The sequence below is a fragment of the Pseudomonas sp. LBUM1646 genome (assembly GCF_059716165.1).
The window spans coordinates 5,078,372-5,102,195 of sequence record NZ_CP166810.1; the positions used below are offsets into that span (position 1 = coordinate 5,078,372).

Sequence of the window (23,824 nt, forward strand, 5' to 3'; positions counted from 1 at the left end):
CATCTACCCCAGCAAAAACGTATTAGGCCTGATTGAGCCAGGCATGCAATTCTGAAAAACGATCAATGGCCAGCTTCGGCTCGAACAGTTTCAACGCCTCGATGGATTGGGCACCGTAACTCACCGCGACCGAATCCATGCCAGCGTTGCGCGCCATTTGCAGATCAAAGGACGAATCCCCGACCATCAGCGCCTGCTGCGCAGAAACGCCACAATGGACAAGGATCTCTTCCAGCATCAGAGGGTGAGGCTTGCTGGCAGTTTCATCCGCCGCACGGGTGATATCGAAATAGTCTTCCCAGCCGTGCGCCTTAAGCACCCGATCCAGCCCGCGACGAGCCTTGCCGGTAGCGACCGCCAAGTGATAACCCTCATCGCGAAACGCTGCCATCGACTCGACAACGCCTTCGAACAGCGGCGAAGGCACCGCCTCCGCGGCGATGTAGTGATCGGCATAGTGCTGACGGAACGCTATCAGCTCGTCGTCGCCGATTTCCGGGTACAAGGTGCGAATCGCCTCGGGTAAGCCCAGGCCGATAATGCCTTTGACGGCAAAGTCATCGCACAATTGAAAACCGGAGCGCTCGGACGCGACATGCATTGCCTCAACAATCCGACCAATGGAATCGGCCAGTGTGCCGTCCCAATCGAAAATCAACAGTTTGTAATCAGAGGGGTGCACTCAGGCGCTCCACGGTCTTGGCCCACATCTCATCCACCGGCGCCTGCAATTTCAGCTCGCCACCATCCGGCAACGGCACGGTCAGCATGTAGGCGTGAAGGAACAGACGCTTGCCGCCCAGGTCACGAATTTCTTTACTGAAATCGTCATCGCCGTACTTGGTGTCGCCGGCGATGCAGTGCCCGGCGTGCAAGGTGTGGACGCGAATCTGGTGAGTCCGGCCGGTGATCGGCTTGGCTTCGATCAGGGTGGCAAAGTCGCCGAAACGACGCAGGACCTTGAACACGGTCACAGACTCCTTGCCCTCCTCCTCGTCAACTTCGACCATCCGCTCACCGGAGCGCAGATTGCTCTTGCCCAGCGGCGCACGGACTTGCTTGATCGAGGCCGCCCAGTTGCCGCGAACCAGCGCCATATAGCGCTTATCGATGCCATCGCCGCGCAATGCTGTGTGCAAGTGACGCAGCATGCTGCGCTTTTTGGCGATCATCAGCAGGCCGGAGGTGTCACGGTCGAGCCGGTGAACCAGTTCGAGCTCCTTGCAATCGGGACGCAACTGACGAAAGGCTTCGATCACGCCGTAAGTCAAGCCGCTGCCGCCGTGAACCGCGATGCCGCAAGGCTTGTTGATCACGATCAGCGCCTTGTCCTCGAAGATAATCGAGGCTTCGAGGCGCTGGAGCAGGCCTTGTGCCAGCGGTACCGGCTCATCGCGCTCAGGCACGCGAACCGGCGGCACGCGCACGATATCGCCCGCCTGCAGCTTATATTCGGGCTTGATCCGACCCTTGTTCACCCGCACTTCACCTTTACGCAAAATGCGATAAATCAAGGTCTTGGGCACGCCTTTGAGCCGAGCGAGAAGGAAGTTATCAATACGTTGGCCGGCATATTCCGGCGAGACCTCCAGCAGTTGTACGGCTGGGGTCGAAGGGGCAGTAGTCGTCATGGCGCGGATGATAACAATTTTTTATGGAATTGAAGCACTTAATCATTGCTGCTATAGTCGCGAACGCCGCCAAAAGCGGCCTGGACAGCGGACTAACGGTCAAAAACCGGCCCTGACCAACGCAATTCACCAGGACGCGAGGCCGTCCTACGGGGCTTTCGCTACGTAACGGTGGAGTTTGCAGGTGTAACGAGCGCAGGTGACATGAGGCCTGAATCAAGCCGCAAAGCAGAGTTTTCACTCGCCTTGCTCGCCAATATTCATGGCCAGTTCACAAAGTGCAGTCAGCTGCGAATGACCCCGAGCGAACGCTTCGGAAACAACGCCTAAATTAGCCATGATGCGTGACCTCCCCTTTCGGAGCTCACGGTAAATGCCAACCCGCTGCGGATTCTGCGCGCGGCAGCACCCGAATTATCAGGGATACGTGTAGGGTGGAGATGCACAACCGCTGGACTGTGTAGCAATAGGCTTTATCAAGACGCTTCATCTCGTCCACAGCCGCTGGTTGATTCCTCCTCCTGACTGAGTGCTTAAGTAGCCACAGCAAGCAGGACGCGTACGTCGCGACGCCGGCCCACATTGGCCGCCATCGCTAGACACTGGAGTGTCCAACCACACTCCTGACGCACCTGACACCGACCGTGAGAAGTCGTGTGTGCCGAACGCCGTTTCCGGCAGCCCGGAAACCGACGGTACTACATGAAAAGAATGCTGATTAACGCAACTCAACCCGAAGAGTTGCGTGTTGCACTGGTAGATGGCCAACGCCTCTACGACCTGGACATCGAATCCGGTGCACGCGAGCAGAAGAAGGCCAACATCTATAAAGGCCGGATTACTCGCATCGAACCAAGCCTTGAGGCTGCCTTTGTCGATTTCGGCTCCGAGCGCCACGGCTTCCTGCCCCTCAAAGAAATCTCCCGCGAATACTTCAAGAAAGCCCCCGAAGGCCGCGTCAACATCAAAGACGTCCTGACCGAAGGCCAGGAAGTCATCGTTCAGGTCGAAAAAGAAGAACGTGGCAACAAGGGCGCAGCCCTGACCACCTTCATCAGCCTGGCCGGTCGTTACCTCGTTCTGATGCCGAACAACCCGCGTGCCGGCGGTATCTCCCGTCGAATCGAAGGTGAAGAGCGCAACGAACTGCGTGAAGCCCTGAACGGTCTGGTTGCCCCGGCCGACATGGGTCTGATCGTGCGCACTGCCGGCTTGGGCCGCAGCAGCGAAGAAATGCAGTGGGACCTCGACTACCTGCTGCAACTGTGGACCGCTATCAAAGAAGCCTCGCTGGATCGCTCCGCGCCATTCCTGATCTACCAGGAAAGCAACGTGATCATCCGCGCCATCCGCGATTACCTGCGCCAGGACATCGGCGAAGTGCTGATCGACAGCGTTGAAGCCCAGGACGAAGCCCTGACCTTCATTCGCCAGGTGATGCCGCAGTACGCCAGCAAGATCAAGCTGTACGAAGACAGCGTTCCGCTGTTCAACCGTTTCCAGATCGAAAGCCAGATCGAGACCGCATTCCAGCGCGTCGTTGAACTGCCTTCCGGCGGTTCCATCGTCATCGATCCGACCGAAGCCCTGGTGTCCATCGACATCAACTCGGCGCGCGCCACCAAAGGCAGCGACATCGAAGAAACCGCCCTGCAGACTAACCTTGAAGCCGCCGAAGAAATCGCCCGTCAGTTGCGCTTGCGCGACATCGGCGGCCTGATCGTCATCGACTTCATCGACATGACCCCAGCCAAGAACCAGCGCGCCGTGGAAGAGAAAGTCCGCGAATGCCTGGAAGCCGACCGCGCTCGCGTGCAAGTCGGTCGCATCTCGCGCTTCGGCCTGCTGGAAATGTCCCGTCAGCGCCTGCGTCCATCGCTCGGCGAAAGCAGCGGCATCGTTTGCCCGCGTTGCAACGGCACCGGCATCATCCGTGATGTTGAATCGCTGTCGCTGGCGATCCTGCGCCTGATCGAAGAAGAAGCCCTGAAAGACCGCACCGCCGAAGTTCGCGCACAAGTGCCGATCCCGGTAGCCGCGTTCCTGCTCAACGAAAAACGCAACTCGATCACCAAGATCGAACTGCGTACCCGTGCCCGCATCGTCATTCTGCCGAACGATCACCTCGAAACGCCGCACTTCGAAGTTCAGCGTCTGCGCGATGACAGCCCGGAAGCCCACATCAACCAGTCCAGCTACGAAATCGCTGCTGCCGCTGCCGAAGTGGAAGAAGTCCAGCCAGCCGCCGCGACCCGCACCCTGGTTCGCCAGGAAGCCGCGGTCAAGACTGCACCGGCCCGCGCCAACGCTCCGGTCCCGACCGAAGTCGTCGCTGCCGCACCTGTTGCTGCTCCGGTTGCCGTGCCAGAGCCAAGCCTGTTCAAAGGCCTGGTGAAGTCGCTGGTCAGCCTGTTCGCTACCAAAGAAGAGCCAGCCGCTCCGGTTGTGGTTGAAAAACCAGCGACCACCGAGCGTCCGGCCCGTAACGAAGAGCGTCGCAACGGTCGTCAACAGAGCCGCAACCGTAACGGTCGCCGCGATGAAGAGCGCAAGCCTCGTGAGGAACGTGCACCGCGTGAAGAACGCGCACCACGTGAGCCACGCGAAGAGCGTCAACCACGCGAAGCCCGTGAAGAGACCACCACTCCAGTAGTTGCTCGCGAAGAACGCGCACCACGCGCCCCTCGTGAAGAACGTGCACCGCGCGCTCCACGCGAAGATCGCAAGCCACGTGGCGACCGCGAAGAGCGTCCGGTACGTGAACTGCGTGAACCACTGGATGCCGAGCCCGCTGTTGCAGACGCTGCCGTTGCCGTTGCCGCAACCACTGAAGAGCGTCCAGCCCGTCAGCCACGCGAAGAACGCGCTCCACGCCCACCGCGTGAAGAACGTCAGCCACGTGCCGAGCAGGCTGTTGCCGCTGTCGCGGAAGAAGAGCTGCTGACCAACGAAGAGCAACAGGAAGAAGGTCAGGAAGGCGCCGAAGGCGATCGTCCACGCCGCCGCTCCCGTGGCCAGCGTCGTCGCAGCAACCGTCGTGAGCGTCAACGTGATGCCAACGGCAACGTGATCGAAGGTTCGGAAGAATCCGAGTCCGCCGAAGGTAGCGAAACCAACGAAAACGGCGAAGCACCAAGCGCTGCCGATCTGGCCGCCGGCCTGGCAGTTACCGCCGCCGTTGCCAGCACCGTGATCAGCGCCCCGGCTGAAGCCCAGGCTAACGAGCAAGCCGAACGCGCCACCGCTGCCGTGCAGGAAACTGCACCGGTAGAAGCGCCGGTCGTTGAAGCGACTACCCCGGTAGAAGCCACAGCCGCTCCGGAAGTTGAAGTAGCGCCGGTTCGTGAAGCACAGCCTGAAGTTCAAGTTGCCGCCGAGCCTGCTTTCGTTGCTGAGCCAGTGGTTGCCGCAGAACCGGTTGTCGAAACGATCACCGAAACCGTGACCGAAGCGGTTCGCGAAGTTCGTGAAGAGCAAACCGCGTTCAACTGGGTTGCCGAGCCGGTAGCCGCCGAGCCAGTCATCGAAGCGCCAGCGCCAGTCGCTGAAGCCCCGGTTGCTGAAGCGATGGTCTCCGAGCCAGTGGTTGCCGCCGCCGAGCCTGCTCCGGTCGTCGAAGCCCCTGTTGTAGCCGAAGTGGCTGCACCGGAGGTCGAAGCCGCCCCAGCCAGCGCCCTGACCGAAAACGGCCGCGCGCCGAACGACCCGCGTGAAGTGCGTCGTCGCAAGCGTGAAGCCGAGCGTCTGCAGAAAGAAGCCGAACAGGCTGCCGCTGCTGCTCCGGCTGTAGCCGAGCCAGCACCGGTTGTTGCTGAAGTCGTCGAGGCAGCTCCTGCCCCGGTTGCTGAAGCCGCTGCCGAGCCGGTTGAGTCCGTGATCGACGAAGCACCACGCTCCGTTCAGGATGCGGTACAGCAACACGAACAAGCCCTGGAAAAAGAGCACGAGCCTAAACCCCTCGTCTGATTCCATCGGCCACTAAAAAGCCCCGCCTGGTGATCCAGGCGGGGCTTTTTTTACATTGGATTTCCGATCGTTCCCACGCTCTGCGTGGGAATGCCTCTACGGACGCTCCGCGTTCGGCTTCTTATGGGACGCGGAGCGTCCCAGGCTGCATTCCCACGCAGAGCGTGGGAACGATCATTACGAGTAGACCAACTTCTCAGGCACGTCCACATCCCACAGCACGCCCGGATCCTCCACCGCGACTTCAACCACCCTCGCCTGCGCAAACAAGGGTTTGGCTCCACGATCTCCAGACAACCCCATCAACCCCAGACCAAAGCTGCGTCCGAACCCGACCGGGTGCCCGAACTCGCCCTCGTGCACCGGCACGCTGATGCAATCATCGGCAATCCCCGCCACCACCCGTTCAATACTCGGCGGCAGGATGAACGGCATATCCCCCAGCACAATCAGCCAGCCATCCAGCTGCGAACAGGCAGCAACACCCGCAGCAATGCTGTCACCCATGCCGGTGGACTCGATCAGTACAATCTCGCAGCCATAAGCCTGAGCCATGCGAATCACCTGCGGGCGATCCTCGGTGGTCACCAGCACGCGCTTCTCAAGGCTGGCCGGCAGATTCACCAGTACCTGCTCAATCACCGAACGCACGGCGCCGTCACGACCGGCACAGTCGGCCAGCAACTTGTCCTTTTCGACACCCGCTACCTGTCGAAACCGACTGCCCTGCCCCGCCGCCAGCACGATGACACCGATGGGCTCGCTCATACGTCCTCCCGCAACGGCTTCTTCTGCTTGAGTTCGACGCCGTTCTTGATCGCCACGATTTCGGCCAGCAGCGACAAGGCGATTTCCGCCGGGGTGTGGCTGCCGATATGCAGACCGATCGGGCCGTGCAGCCGCTCGATGGCCTGTTCTGACAAGCCTAGCTGAGCCAGATTGTCCCGGCGTTTCAGGCTGTTGACCCGCGAGCCCAGCGCACCAACGTAAAACGCCCTGGAGTCGAGGGCGGTGAGGAGCGCCATGTCGTCCAGCCGTGGATCGTGGGTCAGGGCAACGATGGCGGTGCGTTCGTCGGTCTGGATGGTCAGCACGGCTTCATCGGGCATCCCTGGCACGAAGCGACCGTGCTGTTCTTCCCAGCCGTAGACGAATTCGGTGCGCGGATCGCAGATCAGCACTTCGAAGTCCAGCAGCCGGGCCATTTCCGCGACATAGCGTGACAGTTGTCCGGCGCCGATCAGCAACAAACGCCAGCGCGGGCCGTAAATGGCGCGCAGGGTATTGCCGTCAAAACTCAGCACATCGTTCTTGTTCGCCGGATGCAACACCACTTCACCGGTCGCCAGATCCAGCGAGCGAGAGACGATTTCATGGGCCTCGCAGCGTGCCAGCAACTCGGCGACCCACTCCGGATCGCCGACGCGTTCCTCAGTCAGGCGCAACGTGCCGCCGCAAGGCAAACCGAAACGTGCCGCCTCCTCGCGAGTGACGCCATAAGTGATCAACTGCACGGGCGGCCCGTCGGCCGGGATACGACCATCGTGCAACCTGGCAATCAGATCGTCCTCGACGCAACCGCCCGACACCGAGCCGATCACCACGCCGTCTTCACGCAAGGCCAACATGGCGCCAGGCGCCCGGGGCGCGGTGCCCCAGGTCTGGACCACGCTGTACAACACCACCCGCTGACCGGCGCGGCGCCATTCGAGCACGCTGCGCAGGACGTTCAGATCGACGCTGTCCATCAGGCGTCGGCCTTCTGCCAACCCTGCAGTTGATAACGAACCGGCAGGCTGCGGATGCGTTTGCCGGTGGCGGCAAAGATCGCGTTGCACAGCGCCGGCGCAATCGGTGGCACGCCCGGCTCACCGACCCCACCCAACGGCACCTCGCCCGGCGGCGTGACCAAATGCACGGCGACTTCTTTCGGCGCCAGGGACATGCGCGCCACTTCGTACATGTGAAAGTTGTCCTGCTGGACCTTGCCGTCCTTGAAGCTGATTTCGCCAAGCACCGCGTTGCCCAAGCCCATGACGCAGGCGCCTTCAAACTGCGAACGAATCCGCTCGGGGTTGATCTGCGGACCGCAATCCACGGCGATGTCAGCCTTGTGCACGATCAAGGTGCCGTCGTCTTTGACTTCGACCTCAATCACCGCTGCGACATAGGTGACGAAGCTGTAATGCACCGCCAGCCCCAGGCCTCGACCCTTCGGCAGCGTGCGCCCCCAACCGGCAGCCTTGGCGGCGGTTTCCAGCACCGTGCGCATCCGCGCGGTGTCGATCGGATAACGCTCGGGGGATTCGCCGTAGTTCCACTCTTCACTCAAGGTCCGTGGATCGATCTGACGGTCCGGACCGAGCAATTTGATCTGATACTTCAGCGGATCCTGCTTGGCCTTGTGGGCCAATTCATCAACGAACGTCTGAATCGCAAACCCGTGGGGGATGTTCGACACCGAGCGATACCAGCCGACCCGGGTGTGCACCGTCGCTTCCGGGTTTTCCAGGCGCACGTTGGGGATCGCGTAAGCCATGTTGGTGAAGCCCATGCCTAACTCGAACGCCGCCTCATGGTTCATGCCCGGCGCGAACAGCGCGGTGATGCTCGGCGCCACGGTGCGGTGCAGCCAACCCGACGGCATGCCGTCCTTGTCGAGGCTGGCCTTCAGGTACTCGGCGGACACGGTGTGGAAGTAGGAACAGTGAATATCGTCTTCACGAGTCCACTGCACGCGCACTGCCTTGCCGGGGAATTCCTTGGCGAGGATCGCCGCTTCGATGACGAAGTCCGGCTTGGATTTACGCCCGAAACCACCACCGAGCAAGGTGACGTTGAACGTGACGTTATCGAATGGCAGGCCGAGACGTTCGCCAATCCGCTCGCGGGTGACTTGTGGCGCCTGGCTTGGGGCCCAGGCTTCACACACGCCATCCTTGAAGCGGGCGATGGCGACCATCGGTTCCATTGGCGCCTGCGCCAGGTGCGGCAGATAGTAGGACGCTTCGAGGGTGCTGCTGGCGCTGCCCAAGGCCTTGTCGATATCACCAGTATTGCGCACCACTTTGCCCGGTTTGAGCGAGGCGGCTTCCAGTTCCTTGCGATAGGCAATCGAGTCGTAACTGGCGTTGGGGCCGTCATCCCATTCGATCTTTAGCGCTTCGCGGCCCTTAATCGCGGCCCAGGTATTGCTCGCCACCACGGCGACGCCGCCCAAAGGCTGGAACTCAGATGGCAACGGACGGCCTTCAATCTGCAAGACCTTGATCACGCCGGGGACCTTCAGCGCCGCGCTGTCATCCAAGGACTTGACCTTGCCGCCATACACCGCAGGACGGGCAATCGTGGCATAGAGCATGCCATCGAAATGCACATCAGCGCCGTAGACCGCACGACCGTTGACGATGTCGGCACCGTCGATGGCGCGTACGCCCTCCTTGCCGATGTAGCGAAATTCCGACGGCTGCTTGAGCCGCAGGCTGTCGCGGGCCGGCACCGCCAACGCACCGGCAGCGGCGGCCAACGCGCCGTAACCCAGTTCGCGACCGGTCGGCAGGTGAATGACCTTGTGCAATTTCGCGTGGCATTCGCCAACAGGGACTTTCCACTGCTCGGCCGCGGCCTGTTCCAGCATCGTCCGTGCGGCGGCACCGCAACGGCGCATCGGCTCATACCAGTGGCGCATGCTGCGCGAACCGTCGGTGTCCTGGTTGCCGAAACGCACTTCATCACCCGGCGCCTGCTGCACCTTGACCAACGCCCAATCGGCGTCGAGTTCATCGGCCACCACCATGCTCAGGCTGGTGCGCACGCCCTGGCCCATTTCCGAACGGTTGCAGACCACGGTCACCGTGCCGTCAGCGGCGATGCTGACGTAGACCTTCGGATCATCGATCCAGCCGTTGGGCATACCGTCGGCGCCGAACTTCTTCGGTTTGTCTTCGGCGAAAGCGTCCTGCCAGCCCCAACTTGCGGCGAGCACCAGCGCACTGGTGGCACCGACGCCTTTGAGGAAACCGCGACGACTGAAATTGCTCAGGGCGAAATCATTCGGGAGCTGGCTCATGCCTTGGCCTCCTTCAAGTGCGTGGACGCCTGGCGAATGGCGGTCTTGATTCGGTTGTAGGTGCCGCAGCGGCAGATGTTGCCGACCATCGCTTCTTCGATCTGCTCGTCACTCGGATTGGGATTGGTCTTGAGCAACGCAGTGGCCGACATGATTTGCCCACCCTGACAAAAACCACACTGCGCTACGGCAGTATCGAGCCAGGCTTGCTGGACGATTTGCCCGACCGGATCGGCGTGCAGGTTATCGATGGTGCTGACGTTCTGGCCGACCACCGAGCCGATCGGCGTGATGCAGCTACGGGCCGGCAAACCGTCGATATGGATGGTGCAGGCGCCGCACAGACCCATGCCGCAGCCGAATTTGGTGCCGTTGTAACCGGCGACATCGCGGATTGCCCAGAGCAGCGGCATATCCTCGGTTACATCGAGTTGATGGTCTTGGCCATTGAGTTTCAGGGTAATCATGGGCACGCCCGCATATGGTCAGGGTTATGGGGTCGAGCAATCTGCCGCCAGGGGTTAGCGGTGGGTTCACGCAGATCGGCTCAGGCTAATGGGCTCTCTTACGCGGACGACAGCGTCTGCATCGGGCCTTTGGTGGAGCAAAGCTTGCATCGTTAGGGGGCTAAGTTAACCCAGCATTAACAAAAAAGCCCTGCACATTTGAAGTGTGCAGGGCTTCGAAATTCGCCTTGAAAGCGTAGCCTCAATAGCGATTGGGCTCCATTTCCAGTTCGACGCTGAATCGTTGCGAAATGTCTGCCTGGATCCGTTGCGCCAGCGCCAACAGTTGCAAACCGGTCGCACCGCCGTAGTTGACGAGCACCAGCGCCTGCAATTTATGCACGCCGGCATCCGCATCACGGAAACCTTTCCAGCCAGCCTTCTCGATCAGCCAGCCCGCCGCCAGTTTCATCTGCCCATCTGGTTGCGCATAGGCCACCAGATCCGGGTATTCCACCTTGAGCCGGGTCACCAGCGCCGCTGGCACCAAAGGGTTTTTGAAGAAGCTGCCGGCATTGCCGAGCACGGCCGGGTCCGGGAGTTTTTCGCTGCGAATGCTGCAAATCGCCTGGCTGACATCAGTCGGCGTCGGCTGATCGATGCCCTGCTCGGTCAGGCGCTGGCGCACCGGGCCGTATTCCAGATGCAGGTGCGCGGTGCGGTTCAGGGTGAACCGGACCCGCAGGATCAACCAACGGCCCGGCTGCTGTTTGAACAGGCTGTCGCGGTAGGCGAAGTTACATTCTTCCAGCGTGAAGTCGCGCAGCTCGCCGGTCTGACGATCCAGCGCGGTGAGGCCGGCGAACACGTCTTTGATCTCGACGCCGTAAGCGCCGATGTTCTGCATCGGTGCCGCGCCAACGGTGCCGGGGATCAGGCTGAGGTTTTCCAGCCCCGACAAACCCTGGGCCAAGGTGTGCTGCACGAACGGATGCCAAGGCTCGCCGGCCTCGGCTTCGATCACCACTTGGCTGCCGTCATCGCTTAGTACGCGAATGCCGCGGGTAGCCATGCGCAGCACCAGCGCCTGGATATCGGCGGTCAGCAGCAAGTTGCTGCCGCCGCCGATCACCAACAGCGGCACGTCGTGCGCCACTGCATAGGCCAGGGCTTCACGCACCTCGGCGTCGCTATGGGCTTCGGCAAATAGCTGAGCCCGGACATCCACGCCAAAACTGTTGAACGGCTTGAGCGAAACCTGGGGTTGTACCTGCAAACTCATAACCGTCCCTTTAACTCGATCACCAGCAAATCGCTGGCACGCTCGATCAAATCCAGCACTTGCTCGAAGCCTTGGTCGCCGTCGTAGTACGGGTCCGGCACTTCGTCGATCTCGGATGCATAACGACGTAGGAACAGGTCCAGTTCGGCCTTGCCCTTGGCCGGTTGCAGGGCCTCGAGGTTGCGCAGGTTGCTGTTGTCCATCGCCAGGATCAGGTCGTACGTGGCGAAATCCGCGCGGCTGACTTGCTGCGCGCGCTGGGCCGACAGGTCATAACCACGCAGTTTGGCCGCGGCCTGGCTGCGTTTGTCCGGGGCCTTGCCGACGTGCCAATCCCCGGTGCCGGCGGAGGCCACTTCAATCTGATCGGCCAGCCCGGCCTCACGCAGTTTGTGCCGCAGCACCCCTTCGGCCGTGGGCGAACGGCAGATGTTGCCCAGGCAGACGAACAGAACCCGCATCAGGCCTCCAGCAGGCGACGAACGCGCTCAAGGTCTTCGACGGTATCAACGCCATGCGGCGGTGCGATCAGTGCGTCGGCGACGTGAATCCGCACGCCGTGCCACAGAGCACGCAGTTGTTCCAGGGATTCGGTGTTCTCCAGCCAGCACGGGCCCCAGCTGACGAAGTCATGCAAGAAACCGGCGCGGTAGGCATAGATGCCGATGTGCCGGCGATACGGCACGCCTTCCGGCAGGTGCTCGCGGCTTTTGGCCAACGCGTCCCGGGCCCACGGCAAGGTGGCACGACTGAAGGTCAGCGCCAGGCCATTGAGGTCGCTGACCACCTTGACCACGTTGGGATTGAACAGGCTTTCCACGTCTTCGATCGGCTCGGCCAACGTGGCCATGCGCGCTTCGGTGTGGGCAGCGAGGTTGGCGGCGACCTGATCAATCACGCTTGGCGGGATCAGCGGTTCGTCGCCCTGAACGTTGACCACGATGGCGTCGGGCGCCAGGCCCAATTTCGTCGCGACTTCGGCCAAACGGTCAGTGCCGGAATTGTGGTCTTCACGGGTCAGCACCACTTCGGCGCCAAAACCCTTGCAGGCCTCGACGATGCGCGCATCGTCCGTGGCGACCACTACGCGCTGGGCGCTGCTTTTGCTCGCCTGTTCCCAGACGTGCTGGATCATCGGCTTGCCGGCGATCAGCAGCAGCGGTTTGCCCGGCAGGCGGGTGGAGGCGTAACGCGATGGAATGACAACGGTGAAGGCTGTGGTCATTTATCCAGGCGCTCGTCGGTGGTCAGGGTGCGGGCTTCGGTTTCGAGCATCACCGGGATGCCGTCGCGAATCGGGTAGGCCAGGCCGGCGCCCTTGCTGATCAGCTCGGTCTTGTCGGCGCTGAGCTTGAGCGGGCCTTTGCAGACCGGGCAAGCGAGGATGTCGAGCAATTTAGTGTCCATGAGCATTCCCTGGATAAAAACGGTTTTAAGGCAAAAGACGAGCCGGCAACAGGCGTATCAGCTGCGTATCGAACCAGGCCACGAAGGCCGGCGATGGCGCAGCATCGACCGCCAGGTACCACCAATCGGCGGCGGCAAAGGCACGGCACTTCACCGCATCCTTTTCGGTCATCACCAACGGCAATGCCGGTGTGAAATTCAAAGCCTGCACGCTGTATTCGGCGTGGTCGGCAAACCCATGGGGTATCGGCTGCCAGTGTAGCGTTTCGAGGGTGTTGAAGAAACGCTGGGGATTGCCGATGCCGGCCACGGCGTGCAGCGCCTGGCCAGCCGGGAAGTGGTCGAGCGGTCGACGTTCGCCGGTTTTCAGGTTGATCAGCGCGGTGGGTTGCAGCTGGAAGGCAAAACCGTCGGCGCGATCAGTGGCGGCGCCGTTGTAGAGCACCGCGTCGACGCTTTGCAGACGCTCGATCGGTTCACGCAATGGCCCGGCCGGCAGGCAGCGTTTATTGCCCAGGCCACGGGCGGCGTCGATCAGCACCAGTTCGAGGTCACGGGCCAATCGATAATGCTGCATGCCGTCGTCGGACAGAATCAGGTCCAGCGGTTCACTGGCCAGCAAGGCTTTGACGGCGCTGCTGCGATCCGGGTCGATCATCAACGGAACGCCGGTGCGCTGCACGATCAACAGTGGCTCGTCGCCTGCGATATCGGCGCCTTGATCGGCCTCGACCCGCCATGGTAATTGCGGCGGCTTGGCGCCGTAACCCCGGCTGACCACGCCGACCCGCAATCCTTGGCGCTGGCAATGTTCGATCATCCACAGAATCAGCGGCGTCTTGCCCGTACCGCCGACGGTAATATTACCCACAACGATCAGCGGCACCGGCGGCTGGTAAATCTCACCCTCGCCCGCCAGGAAACGTTTGCGCTTGCCCGTGACCACTCGCCGATACAGCCATTCCAGCGGCTGCAACAGCTTCAGGGCCGGATGACCGGCGTACCACGCGGCGAGTAAACGATCGGACATGGCCATCAGGGAGCGGGCGGCGCCGCCTCGACCGTGGTCATGCGCAGGTGGCTGAAACCGAGCTTGCCGGCGGCGTCCATGGCGGTGATGACGGACTGATGCTGAGTCTTGCCGTCGGCGCTGATGGACAGCGGCAGGTTAGTGTCGCCGTTGGATTCTTTCTGCAACGCGTCCATCAGGCTGGCCAGGTCATTCTTCGGCAACAACTGATTGTTGACCGAAAACACGCCCTCGGCGCTGATGGCGACATCCAGTTGCTTGACCTGCTGGTCTTCAGCAGGCGAGCCGCTGACCGCTTCCGGCAGTTCGACGCGCAACTGGGTTTCCCGGGTAAAGGTGGTGGTCACAACGAAAAACAGCAGCAGGACAAACACCACGTCGATCAGCGACACGAGATTGATGTCTATGTTCTCCCGTTGCTTGCGGCGGAATTTCACGCTTTTTTGCCCTCGGACAGGTCCACGTCACGGTCGCCCTGCACCACTTCAACCAGCTTGATCGCTTCCTGCTCCATGCCCACCACCAGCTCATCGATGCGCCGTTGCAGGAAACGGTGGAAGAATACCGACGGGATACCGACGATCAGGCCCGAAGCCGTGGTGATCAAGGCTTTGGAAATACCACCGGCCAGCACCGCAGCGTTGGTGGTCATGCCGGTGCCCATGAACGAACTGAAGATATCGATCATGCCCAGCACCGTCCCGAGCAACCCGAGCAACGGGGCCATGGCGGCGATGGTGCCCAGCGCATTGATGTAGCGCTCCAGCTCGTGGATGACCCGGGCGGCGGCTTCTTCAATGCACTCTTTCATGATCTCGCGACCATGCCTGGAGTTGGCCAGGCCGGCGGCGAGGATTTCGCCCAACGGCGAGTTGGCGCGCAGTTCCTTGAGTTTTTCTTTATTGAGTTGTTTGTCTTTGATCCAGACCCAGACCTGCCCGAGCAAATGCTCCGGGGTCACACGACTGGCGCGCAGGGTCCACAGGCGTTCGGCAACGATAGCCATTGCTGCGATGGAACTCAGAATGATCGGAATCATCATCCAGCCGCCGGATTTAACCAATTCCCACACAGTGACAGTCCCCTCGAAAAAGTGCGCCACTCTAACATAGGGGGTCGACGCACCGAAGACCGGGATGTCGCATCCTGTCTGGCCGGTTATTTGTTCACCACCGGTGCATCGCGCCAGAAGCGCCGTTGTTGACGCATCGTCGACGGTGGTTTGAAGCTTCCCAGCAGCAGACGGACGGCGCCATGCTCGGCGCTGTCGTAGATGTGCAGGCCGCGCTTGCGATAACGCGCCATCACCGTGGGATGAGGATGGCCGAAAGAATTGCCGTGGCCTCGGGAAATCAGCACCGCGTTGGGTTGCAGTGCGGTGAGCAGCACCATGGATGAGGAACTGCGGCTGCCGTGGTGCGGCGCCGCCAACCAGTCGGTGGGCTCCGCCAAAGGGCCGTCCAGCAGTGCGCGTTCGGCGCTGGAGTCGATATCGCCGGTCAGCAGCAAGCGTTCTCCATTGGCTTCGATCTGCAGGACGCAGGACTTCTGGTTGCTTTCGCTGGCCGATGACCATTGCCAGAGCTGGAACGTCACGCCGTCCCAAGTCCATTGCCGGCCGCTTTCGCAGCCTTCGGCCTGCAACTCGGCAGGCAGGGCCAACGGGTCGCCACTGAGTACCCGCGTTACTGGCAGCCCCTGAGCAATGGCTCGCGCGCCGCCGGCATGGTCGGCGTCGGCATGACTGAGCAGCATCAGGTCGAGGCCGCTCACACCCAGTTTGCGTAACGACGGCAGCACCACTCGCTCACCGATGTCGAAATCACCAAAGCGCGGGCCAGCGTCATACAGCAACGTGTGATGGCGAGTGCGCACCAGGATCGCCAATCCCTGGCCGACATCCAGTTGCCAGACCTCGGCCCGCCCCTCGGGCACGTCGTCGCGCGGCGGAAAAACCAGCAGCAACAACATGGGCCAACCCAACGGGCGCAATGGCACGCCTCGCGGCATTAATAGTAGAAAGGCTCCCAACGCGCCGATGACTCCGATCCAAAGCGGCACCGCCACGGGCACCCACGCGGGTAATTGGCCGGCCATCAATGACAGGCCCTTGAACAGCAAGTCGATCAGACCACCCGCCAACCACAGCAGCCCCTCCCCTACGTAAGGAATCGGCAGCAGCAAAGTCCCGAGCAAGGCGGGTGGCAATACCACCAGACTGATCCACGGCACCGCCAGCAGATTGACCAGCGGCCCGCTGACACTGATCGGCAAACCCAACATCAGCAGCAACGGACCCAAGCCGATCGCGATCAGCCATTGGGCGCGCGTCCAGGTTTGCCACCAGCGCCAGGGACCGAGCCGGCCGCTGAAGGTAAAAATCAATACCGCCACCGCGACAAAGGACAACCAGAAACCCGGTTGCAGACTCGCCAACGGGTCCAGCAACAGGACGCCATCGACCGCCAGCAACAGCGGCCACCAGGCGCCGAGATGACGAAAACGCAAGCGCCACAACAGCACCAGGCCGATCATCACGCAGGCCCGGCGCACCGGCACCTCGAACCCGGCCAGCAGCCCGTAACCGAGGGCTGCCGCGAACGCCAGGCCACACGCCCACGGCAGCCAGGGCCAGCGTCTCGGCCACAGGCCATAACGGGCCAGCCCGGCGATCAGCAGGTACACCGATCCCGCCAGCAAACCGATGTGTTGCCCGGAAATCACCAACAGGTGCACGGTGCCGGTGTCTTGCAACACCTGCCAGTCCTCGCGACTCAGCCCGGCGCCATCGCCGAGCACCAACGCCGCCAGCGCCCCCGCTCGCCCCTGAGCATCGACACTGAGCAAACGCTGGCGGATGCCATCGCGCCAGGCCCAGCGCGCGGGTGACAGGCGCTGACCATCCTTGATCGTCCCGGTGGCGCCGATGCCTTGGGCCAGCAGCCAGGCGTCGTAATCGAAGGCATGGGGATTGAGCAGCCCGGTCGGACGCTTCAACTTCACCGCCAGACGCCAGCGTTCACCGCTGTTGACCGGCGGCCCGTCGTACCAGGCCAGGCGTATCAGCGACGGCACCGCCCCGTGTCGCGAGCGCGCCTGCGCCAACTCGAACCGCATCACTGTTTCACTGTTCTGCGGCAGTCCCACCACTCGACCTTCGATCCAGCGGGTTTCGCCGTCCAGACTCGCCGACAGCCGATCATCCAGTGCCGACTGCGCCTGCCCGCACGCCCAACTGAAGCCAAACAGGAAAAATGCCAGCGGATAGGTGCGAAACGGCAGAAACATCAAACCCACGACCGGCAGCAACAGCCATAACCAGACCGGCGGTAATGCCGGTAAAAAACGCAGCGCCAACAACCCGAGCGCCAGCGCCACCATCCCTGTGCGCATAAGCCCGTCCTTGAGAGTCCCCCCACTAGGCATAGTCGGCTCGGCGCACAAGCACGGTTATTAATTGTCACAAAGTCTGAATGGGTGGCTAATAGAATCCAGACATACTTGCCGCCTGAACCGACCGAGAAGCCTTATGCCCCGGCGCTTATTCAAACGCTACATGCCAGACCCGACCAGCATCAGGGAACACAAATCCTTACGCTTTCTCGGCACCCTGCTGCATGACCCCAACCTCTGGCACCTCAATCGTCATTCGGTGGCCCGGGCGATGGCCGTCGGTCTGTTCGCCGCGTTTCTACCCATCCCGCTACAAATGCTGCTGGCCGCCGTCCTCGCGATCATGATTCGCGGCAACATGCCAATTGCGGTGAGCCTGGTCTGGCTGACCAACCCGATCACCATGCCCGCCGTATTCTTCTGTACGTATCAGACCGGCGCCTGGCTGATGGATGTGCCCGCCCGTTCGCTGCCAGACGAGTTGACCTGGGAGTGGATCAGCGGCGAACTCTCGACGTTGTGGCAGCCATTTTTGCTCGGGTCGGTGGTGACAGGGTTGGTACTTGGGGCGTTGGCCTACTGCCTGACCATGATGTATTGGCGTTGGTGGGTCGGGCGGCAATGGAAGCGGCGCAAGAAAAACCGGATGTAGAACGCAAAACGGCCTCCGCTTGGGAGGCCGTTTTTTTATTGCTGTGTCTGGGCTTGCCCGAAGGGCGCGACTCGGTCCCGAATCAGGTTCGCATCCCGCGCCCACTCACCAGCAACCGCGCACAGCCGATGTACAAGGCCACGGTCGCCACCAGCATGAAGGTGATCGCCACGCTGATCTTGATGTCCGAAACGCCGAGGATGCCGTAACGGAACGCGTTGACCATGTGCAGAACCGGGTTGGCCAGTGACACGGTCTGCCAGAACGGCGGCAGCAAGGAGATCGAATAGAACACCCCGCCCAGGTACGTCAGCGGTGTCAGTACGAAGGTCGGGATGATCGAGATGTCATCGAAGTTGCGCGCAAACACGGCGTTGATGAAGCCCAGCAGCGAGAAAATCGTCGCCGTCAGCACCACCACCAGAATGGTCACGCCCAAGTGATGCACCTGCAAATCGGTGAAGAACATCGACAGGATGGTCACGATGATCCCGACCATCAACCCGCGCAGTACACCGCCCAGGGTGTAGCCGATCAGAATCGTGTGCGGAGACACCGGCGAGACCATCAATTCCTCGATGGAGCGCTGGAACTTGCTGCCGAAGAAACTCGACACCACGTTGCCGTAGGAGTTGGTGATCACCGACATCATGATCAGCCCCGGCACGATGTACTCCATGTACGTGAAGCCACCCATGCCACCAATCTGCTTGCCGATCAGGTTACCGAAGATCACGAAGTACAAAACCATGGTGATGGCTGGCGGCAGCAGGGTCTGCGGCCAGATCCGGGTAAAGCGCTTTACCTCACGATAAACGATGGTATTAAGGGCAACGAGGTTGGGCTGCAGCTCGGAACTCATACCGCCACCTTCGACAGATTTTTCTCCACCAGGGACACGAACAACTCCTCGAGGCGATTGGTTTTGTTACGCAGGCTCAGCACTTCGATGTTCTGCTGCGCCAACTGGGTGAACAGCGCCGTGATGCCCATGGCCTTGTCGACCTGGACTTCCAGGGTATGGCCGTCGAGCAGTTTGGTCGGGTAGCCGAGCAACTGCGGGACCACGCCCAAGGTGTTCTTGATGTCGAGCAGGAAGGTTTCCACATGCAGTTGGCTGAGCAACTGCTTCATGCTGGTGTTCTCGACGATGGTGCCGTGGTCGATGATCCCGATGTTGCGGCACAACTGCTCAGCCTCCTCCAGGTAATGGGTAGTGAGGATGATGGTGATGCCCTTCTGGTTCAGCTCGGTGAGGAAGGTCCACATCGAGCGACGCAATTCGATGTCCACCCCCGCCGTCGGTTCGTCGAGGATCAACAGGCGCGGTTCGTGAACCAGGGCGCGGGCAATCATCAGTCGACGCTTCATGCCGCCGGACAGGGAGCGCGACGGCACATCGCGCTTGTCCCACAGGCCCAGTTGCGTCAGGTATTGCTCGGCGCGTTCCTTGGCGATTTTCGGCGGGATGCCGTAGTAACCGGCCTGGGTCACGACGATGTCGAAGGTCTTTTCGAACTGGTTGAAGTTGAATTCCTGGGGCACCACGCCGATGGAGCGCTTGAGCTGTGCAGGATTCTTGTCCAGGTCGTGACCGAAGATATTCACCGTACCCGTGGTCTTGTTCACCAGGGTCGAGAGAATGCCGATGGTCGTGGATTTGCCGGCGCCGTTAGGGCCGAGCAAGGCGAAAAAGTCACCTTCGGCGACGTCCAGATCGATACCACTCAAGGCCTGGAAACCGTTGCCGTAGGTTTTGGTTAGCTGCCGGATGGACAGAGCGGAACTCATATCGGGATACGCACCAAGAAGGGAAGAAAGGAACAAATAAGGGCGGGCGGCGAGCAATACAACCACGGCGCACGAGCGCAATGGTGCTTGTCGCCGCCACACAAGTACAGTCAAGTGTGTCGATAGTGAGTATTAAGTCAACGCAGTCATGACCGCTTTCTGATACGCCGGGCGCTGTTTCAGTCGCGCATACCAGGCTTCCAGATGTGGCTGTGGCGTGCGCTCGATCGGCATCTCGAACCAGGCATAAATGAAACTGCCCAAGGGAATGTCGCCCATGCCGATTTCATCACCGGACAGGTACGGCTTAGCGGCCAGCGCCTGATCGGCCATCGACAGCAGACCGTCGCATTCCTTGATCGCAGCGTTGATGGCCGGCCAATCCTGCTGCTCTTTCGGAGTGCGCAACACGCCCCAGAACACGGTGCGGAACGGGCCGGCAAAGCTTGAAGTGGTCCAGTCCATCCATTTATCGGCAGACGCCCGGGCCTGAAGATCTTGCGGATACCAGGCCGTTTCGTTGGCGTGACGCGCCATCAGGTAACGCACGATGGCGTTGGATTCCCACAGCACGAAGCCGTCGTCCTGGATCACTGGCACGCGGCCATTGGGATTCATGGCGCGATACTCTGGCGTATCCACCACACCGAAGGCACCGCCGGCATCGATGGCTTCATAGGCCAGGCCAAGTTCCTCGGCGGCCCACAGTGGTTTCCTGACATTCGACGAGTTTTTCCGACCCCAGATCTTCAGCATGAGCGCCTCTTTTTGGATGAATGCGCAGGCAGCATACGCCGGATCAGGCGCGACTCAAATCACTCTGCATGTCCCCCAACAGTACCGGCAGTTGCTCGCCGAACAGGTGCGGATAACACTTTTCCAAGTGCTCGAAAAAGAACGCTTCGGGCACGTCGGGGAACTGGCCGTGGTCCACCAGGTATTCCATCAATTGCTCGCCATCGCGGTTGAAGGGATGGAAAACACTGTCGTTGACGCCATCGAATTCCAGCGGTGCAACATTGAACAATTCGCACAAGCCTTGATTGAACGCCGGCGTGGCTTTGACCCAGCGTTCGTTCAGGTACAGCTCGGTATAACCGTGCATGGCGAACACATCGCTCTTGAGCAGTTCGAGCAGGCGCGGGGTCGACAAGTGATTGCGCACGTCCGCCAGACCGATGCGTGCCGGGATCCCGCAATGACGGGCGCACCCGGCCAGCAAGGTCGCCTTGGGCACGCAATAACTTTCGCCGGTCGCCAAGGCGTAACTGCCGCACAAGGTGTCTGGGTCGCGGCTGAAGGTGTAGGGGTTGTAGCGCACCGCCTCGCGCACCGCGTAATAGAGATTGATCGCCTGCTCGCGCGGATCGCGACTGACACCGCGATGTTTTTCGGCGAACTCCACCACCGCAGGGTGGTCACTATCGATGAAGCGGCCGGGACGCAGATACTCGTGCATGAGGACGATCTCCTGGGGGAGCCTCGAGTCTAGCGACACCTTCAGCACAGAGATAACGACGATTCGGCCAAACATGGGCGCTTTGCCGCTCGTCTTGCGAACGATTTCCGAGGCCTGATGCCAACAGGTCTTACAAAACCCATCCAAGGTTTCCCACGATTTCAATCCATTGCTCTGACCACCCGATTTTGCGGATGCCGTCTAAGCTCTGAAAGTTGGTTTTGCCCTGGCTTCACGGAGGATTAAATATGCTGTTGTTGTGGATACTGATTCTGATTGTCGGCATCGCCTGGTTGGCCCACCGCCGCATCGCCCCGCTGCCGGCCTTGAGCATTGTTGCGGTCTATGTGGTGGCGATGGGCGCCTTCAGCCATGCACCGGGCTGGTTGCTGCTGATTCTCTGGGTACTGATCGCAGCCGTTGCGGCCCCCCTGTTGCTGCCCGACCTGCGCCGCAAATACTTCAGCGCGCCGCTGTTCAGCTGGTTCCAGAAAACCCTGCCACCGATGTCGCAAACCGAGCGCGATGCCATCGATGCCGGCACGGTCTGGTGGGACGGCGAACTGTTCAGCGGGCGTCCGGACTGGGACAAACTGCTGTCCTATCCCAAAGCCCAACTGAGCGAAGAGGAACAGGCCTTTATCGACGGCCCGACCGAAGAACTGTGCGCGATGGTCAGCGACTGGCAGATCGGCCAGGACATGGACCTGCCACCCGAAGCCTGGTCTCACATCAAGGAAAACGGCTTCTTTGCGCTGATCATTCCCAAGGAATTCGGTGGCAAAGGCTTCTCCGCCTACGCCCACTCCCAGGTCGCGATGAAACTGGCGACCCGCAGCGGCGACCTCGCGTCCACCGTGATGGTGCCCAACTCCCTCGGCCCCGCCGAGTTGTTGCTGCATTACGGCACCGACGAACAACGCAACCATTACCTGCCACGGCTGGCCCGCGGCGATGACATTCCGTGCTTTGCCTTGACCGGTCCACTGGCCGGCTCCGACGCCGGCGCGATGCCCGACACCGGGGTGATCTGCAAAGGCGAATGGGAAGGCCAGGAAACCCTCGGTCTGCGCCTGAACTGGGAAAAGCGCTACATCACGCTGGGCCCGGTGGCCACCCTGCTCGGCCTGGCCTTCAAGGCCTATGACCCGGACCATCTGCTGGGTGACAAGGAAGACCTGGGCATCAGTCTGGCGCTGATCCCGACTGACACCGCCGGGGTTGAAATCGGCCGCCGTCACCTGCCGCTCGGCGCCGCGTTCATGAACGGCCCGAACTCCGGCAAGGATGTATTCATTCCGCTGGACTTCCTTATCGGCGGCCAGGAAATGCTCGGCAAGGGCTGGATGATGCTGATGAACTGCCTGTCGGTAGGCCGTTCGATTTCCCTGCCCGCAGTGGGCACCGGCGCGGCTAAGTTCACCAGTCTGGTGACCGGCCAGTACGCTCAGGTACGTGAGCAATTCAATGTGCCGCTGTCTGCCTTCGAAGGTATTCAGGAAGCCATGGCCCGCATCGGCGGCAACGCCTGGATGATGGACGCCGCGCGTATGCTGACCGCCAACGCGGTGGACCTGGGCGAGAAACCGTCGGTGCTGTCGGCGATTCTCAAGTATCACCTCACCGAACGCGGCCGCGAGTGCATCAGCCACGCCATGGACGTGCACGGCGGCAAGGCCATCATCATGGGGCCGAACAACTACCTCGGTCGTAGCTGGAATGGCGCGCCGATCTTTATCACCGTGGAAGGCGCGAATATTCTTTCGCGCAACCTGATGATCTTCGGCCAGGGCGCGATTCGCTGCCATCCATTCGTGCTCAAGGAAATGGCCCTCGCCGGTCGTGAGGACAAGGATCAGGCCCTCACCGAATTCGATGGCCTGCTGCTCAAGCACATCGGGTTTGCGGTGAGCAACGCCGCCAGCACGCTGGTGCTGAACCTCGGTTTCGGTCATTTCGAACGGGCGCCGGGCAACTCGCTCAGCCAAGGTTACTTCCGCGCCCTCAACCGTCAGGCCGCAGCGTTTGCCATGCTGGCCGACCTGAGCATGATGCTGCTCGGCGGTGAACTTAAACGTCGCGAACGCCTGTCGGCACGCCTGGGGGATGTACTGAGCAACATGTACCTCGCCTCCGCCGCGCTCAAGCGTTACCACGACCTCGATTCGCCAGACCACATGGCCCCGCTGTTTATCTGGGCCATGGAAGAAAGCCTGGGCCAGTCCGAGCGCGCGCTGGATGAACTGCTGACCAACTTCCCGAACAAGGTGCTGGGTTGCCTGCTGCGGGTGATCGTGTTTCCGTTCGGTCGTCGTCACAAAGGTCCGTCGGACAAACTTGGCGCCGAAGTGGCGGCGGTCATTGGCCGGGCCAAGGGCGATCCGACCCTCGAAGAACTGCTCGGCGGTTGCTACCGTCCGCAATCGGCTGATGACGCTGTCGGCGCCCTGCAACACGCCTGCAACCTGCTGACCGCGGCGCAACCGTTGCAGAAAAAGTTGCACGTGGCGCTCAAGAGTGGCCAGGTCAAACCAACGGCCGGGGAACACGCCATCGATGCCGCACTGGAAGCCGGGGTGTTGCAACCGGTTGAGGCGCAGACCCTGCGTGACGCCGAAGTGGCGCGGCGCAAGGTGATCGATGTCGATGATTTCGACAAGGATGAGCTGGCGCTGGCCGACGGAAAGGTCCGCTGATC

At 61.3% G+C, this 23,824-nt stretch carries 21 protein-coding genes; 3 read left to right on the forward strand and 18 right to left on the reverse strand.

The genetic code is table 11. The features are described from left to right. Positions 1–22: 22 nt before the first annotated feature. Together ACA071_RS23085 and rluC are read right to left on the reverse strand one after the other, a co-directional pair. Positions 23–682, reverse strand: coding sequence for an HAD-IA family hydrolase (locus ACA071_RS23085; RefSeq protein WP_497641280.1), 660 nt, complete (start codon positions 680–682; stop codon positions 23–25). Next, positions 669–1,631: a 23S rRNA pseudouridine(955/2504/2580) synthase RluC gene (gene rluC, locus ACA071_RS23090; RefSeq protein ID WP_497641281.1), complete on the reverse strand. Its 963-nt coding sequence runs from the start codon at positions 1,629–1,631 to the stop codon at positions 669–671. The genes ACA071_RS23085 and rluC overlap by 14 nt, the downstream gene beginning before the upstream one ends. A 702-nt stretch (positions 1,632–2,333) precedes the next feature. Between rluC and rne the strand changes: the two genes are divergently transcribed. Further along, the gene (gene rne, locus ACA071_RS23095) at positions 2,334–5,597 is read left to right on the forward strand and encodes a ribonuclease E (RefSeq protein WP_497641282.1); all 3,264 of its coding nucleotides are present in this window, start codon (positions 2,334–2,336) and stop codon (positions 5,595–5,597) included. 177 nt (positions 5,598–5,774) lie between these two features. On the opposite strand, the gene ACA071_RS23100 is transcribed toward rne, so the two are convergent. The 12 genes from ACA071_RS23100 to ACA071_RS23155 form a co-directional block, all read right to left on the reverse strand. Then, positions 5,775–6,365, reverse strand: a complete 591-nt coding sequence (locus ACA071_RS23100) for a nucleotidyltransferase family protein (RefSeq protein ID WP_497641283.1) — start codon at positions 6,363–6,365, stop codon at positions 5,775–5,777. Beyond that, on the reverse strand, positions 6,362–7,345 hold the full coding sequence (locus ACA071_RS23105; RefSeq protein ID WP_497641284.1) for an XdhC family protein: 984 nt from the start codon (positions 7,343–7,345) through the stop codon (positions 6,362–6,364). The genes ACA071_RS23100 and ACA071_RS23105 overlap by 4 nt, the downstream gene beginning before the upstream one ends. Then, positions 7,345–9,666 (reverse strand): xanthine dehydrogenase family protein molybdopterin-binding subunit, encoded by a 2,322-nt coding sequence (locus ACA071_RS23110; RefSeq protein WP_497641285.1) that lies wholly within the window; start codon positions 9,664–9,666, stop codon positions 7,345–7,347. Before ACA071_RS23110 ends, ACA071_RS23105 begins: the two co-directional genes overlap by 1 nt. After that, positions 9,663–10,133 carry a (2Fe-2S)-binding protein gene (locus ACA071_RS23115; protein ID WP_497641286.1) on the reverse strand — a complete coding sequence of 157 codons (471 nt, stop codon included), beginning with the start codon at positions 10,131–10,133 and terminating at the stop codon, positions 9,663–9,665. The genes ACA071_RS23110 and ACA071_RS23115 overlap by 4 nt, the downstream gene beginning before the upstream one ends. 241 nt (positions 10,134–10,374) lie before the next feature. Further along, positions 10,375–11,394 (reverse strand): UDP-N-acetylmuramate dehydrogenase, encoded by a 1,020-nt coding sequence (gene murB, locus ACA071_RS23120; protein ID WP_497641287.1) that lies wholly within the window; start codon positions 11,392–11,394, stop codon positions 10,375–10,377. Next, a complete protein-coding gene (locus ACA071_RS23125) occupies positions 11,391–11,855 on the reverse strand; it encodes a low molecular weight protein-tyrosine-phosphatase (RefSeq protein ID WP_497641288.1) in 465 nt (154 codons plus the stop codon). Before ACA071_RS23125 ends, murB begins: the two co-directional genes overlap by 4 nt. Then, positions 11,855–12,619 (reverse strand): 3-deoxy-manno-octulosonate cytidylyltransferase, encoded by a 765-nt coding sequence (gene kdsB, locus ACA071_RS23130; protein WP_463258175.1) that lies wholly within the window; start codon positions 12,617–12,619, stop codon positions 11,855–11,857. Before kdsB ends, ACA071_RS23125 begins: the two co-directional genes overlap by 1 nt. Further along, entirely contained in the window at positions 12,616–12,801 is a 186-nt protein-coding gene (locus ACA071_RS23135) for a Trm112 family protein (RefSeq protein ID WP_007945752.1), read from the reverse strand. Before ACA071_RS23135 ends, kdsB begins: the two co-directional genes overlap by 4 nt. Before the next feature lie 25 nt (positions 12,802–12,826). After that, positions 12,827–13,837 carry a tetraacyldisaccharide 4'-kinase gene (lpxK, locus tag ACA071_RS23140; RefSeq protein ID WP_497641289.1) on the reverse strand — a complete coding sequence of 337 codons (1,011 nt, stop codon included), beginning with the start codon at positions 13,835–13,837 and terminating at the stop codon, positions 12,827–12,829. Next, on the reverse strand, positions 13,837–14,268 hold the full coding sequence (pocB, locus tag ACA071_RS23145; RefSeq protein WP_169373602.1) for a flagellar polar localization protein PocB: 432 nt from the start codon (positions 14,266–14,268) through the stop codon (positions 13,837–13,839). Before pocB ends, lpxK begins: the two co-directional genes overlap by 1 nt. Further along, positions 14,265–14,903 carry a flagellar polar localization protein PocA gene (gene pocA, locus ACA071_RS23150; RefSeq protein WP_497641290.1) on the reverse strand — a complete coding sequence of 213 codons (639 nt, stop codon included), beginning with the start codon at positions 14,901–14,903 and terminating at the stop codon, positions 14,265–14,267. The genes pocB and pocA overlap by 4 nt, the downstream gene beginning before the upstream one ends. An 86-nt stretch (positions 14,904–14,989) precedes the next feature. Next, entirely contained in the window at positions 14,990–17,224 is a 2,235-nt protein-coding gene (locus tag ACA071_RS23155; protein ID WP_497641291.1) for a DNA internalization-related competence protein ComEC/Rec2, read from the reverse strand. A 136-nt stretch (positions 17,225–17,360) separates the two neighbouring features. Between ACA071_RS23155 and ACA071_RS23160 the strand changes: the two genes are divergently transcribed. Further along, positions 17,361–17,876 (forward strand): DUF2062 domain-containing protein, encoded by a 516-nt coding sequence (locus ACA071_RS23160; RefSeq protein ID WP_497641292.1) that lies wholly within the window; start codon positions 17,361–17,363, stop codon positions 17,874–17,876. An 82-nt stretch (positions 17,877–17,958) separates the two neighbouring features. Here ACA071_RS23160 and ACA071_RS23165 read toward each other — a convergent pair whose 3' ends face one another. The 4 genes from ACA071_RS23165 to ACA071_RS23180 form a co-directional block, all read right to left on the reverse strand. Next, a complete protein-coding gene (locus ACA071_RS23165) occupies positions 17,959–18,738 on the reverse strand; it encodes an ABC transporter permease (protein ID WP_497641293.1) in 780 nt (259 codons plus the stop codon). After that, positions 18,735–19,667, reverse strand: coding sequence for an ABC transporter ATP-binding protein (locus tag ACA071_RS23170; protein WP_429529115.1), 933 nt, complete (start codon positions 19,665–19,667; stop codon positions 18,735–18,737). Before ACA071_RS23170 ends, ACA071_RS23165 begins: the two co-directional genes overlap by 4 nt. Positions 19,668–19,799: 132 nt before the next feature. Further along, the gene (locus ACA071_RS23175; RefSeq protein WP_497641294.1) at positions 19,800–20,423 is read right to left on the reverse strand and encodes a glutathione S-transferase family protein; all 624 of its coding nucleotides are present in this window, start codon (positions 20,421–20,423) and stop codon (positions 19,800–19,802) included. A gap of 43 nt (positions 20,424–20,466) precedes the next feature. Beyond that, positions 20,467–21,126, reverse strand: a complete 660-nt coding sequence (locus ACA071_RS23180) for a transglutaminase-like domain-containing protein (RefSeq protein ID WP_497641295.1) — start codon at positions 21,124–21,126, stop codon at positions 20,467–20,469. 248 nt (positions 21,127–21,374) lie between these two features. Between ACA071_RS23180 and ACA071_RS23185 the strand changes: the two genes are divergently transcribed. Beyond that, positions 21,375–23,822, forward strand: coding sequence for an acyl-CoA dehydrogenase (locus tag ACA071_RS23185; protein WP_497641296.1), 2,448 nt, complete (start codon positions 21,375–21,377; stop codon positions 23,820–23,822). Positions 23,823–23,824: the final 2 nt, after the last annotated feature.

Coding starts and splice junctions, on each gene's coding strand:
- ACA071_RS23175 (WP_497641294.1), bottom strand. CDS start 20,423: ATGCTGAAGATCTGGGGTCGGAAAAACTCGTCGAATGTCAGGAAACCA.
- ACA071_RS23100 (WP_497641283.1), bottom strand. CDS start 6,365: ATGAGCGAGCCCATCGGTGTCATCGTGCTGGCGGCGGGGCAGGGCAGT.
- ACA071_RS23105 (WP_497641284.1), bottom strand. CDS start 7,345: ATGGACAGCGTCGATCTGAACGTCCTGCGCAGCGTGCTCGAATGGCGC.
- murB (WP_497641287.1), bottom strand. CDS start 11,394: ATGAGTTTGCAGGTACAACCCCAGGTTTCGCTCAAGCCGTTCAACAGT.
- ACA071_RS23180 (WP_497641295.1), bottom strand. CDS start 21,126: ATGCACGAGTATCTGCGTCCCGGCCGCTTCATCGATAGTGACCACCCT.
- ACA071_RS23135 (WP_007945752.1), bottom strand. CDS start 12,801: ATGGACACTAAATTGCTCGACATCCTCGCTTGCCCGGTCTGCAAAGGC.
- ACA071_RS23165 (WP_497641293.1), bottom strand. CDS start 18,738: ATGAGTTCCGAGCTGCAGCCCAACCTCGTTGCCCTTAATACCATCGTT.
- ACA071_RS23115 (WP_497641286.1), bottom strand. CDS start 10,133: ATGATTACCCTGAAACTCAATGGCCAAGACCATCAACTCGATGTAACC.
- ACA071_RS23155 (WP_497641291.1), bottom strand. CDS start 17,224: ATGCGCACAGGGATGGTGGCGCTGGCGCTCGGGTTGTTGGCGCTGCGT.
- ACA071_RS23185 (WP_497641296.1), top strand. CDS start 21,375: ATGCTGTTGTTGTGGATACTGATTCTGATTGTCGGCATCGCCTGGTTG.
- rluC (WP_497641281.1), bottom strand. CDS start 1,631: ATGACGACTACTGCCCCTTCGACCCCAGCCGTACAACTGCTGGAGGTC.
- lpxK (WP_497641289.1), bottom strand. CDS start 13,837: ATGGCCATGTCCGATCGTTTACTCGCCGCGTGGTACGCCGGTCATCCG.
- rne (WP_497641282.1), top strand. CDS start 2,334: ATGAAAAGAATGCTGATTAACGCAACTCAACCCGAAGAGTTGCGTGTT.
- ACA071_RS23160 (WP_497641292.1), top strand. CDS start 17,361: ATGCCCCGGCGCTTATTCAAACGCTACATGCCAGACCCGACCAGCATC.
- ACA071_RS23110 (WP_497641285.1), bottom strand. CDS start 9,666: ATGAGCCAGCTCCCGAATGATTTCGCCCTGAGCAATTTCAGTCGTCGC.
- kdsB (WP_463258175.1), bottom strand. CDS start 12,619: ATGACCACAGCCTTCACCGTTGTCATTCCATCGCGTTACGCCTCCACC.
- ACA071_RS23125 (WP_497641288.1), bottom strand. CDS start 11,855: ATGCGGGTTCTGTTCGTCTGCCTGGGCAACATCTGCCGTTCGCCCACG.
- ACA071_RS23170 (WP_429529115.1), bottom strand. CDS start 19,667: ATGAGTTCCGCTCTGTCCATCCGGCAGCTAACCAAAACCTACGGCAAC.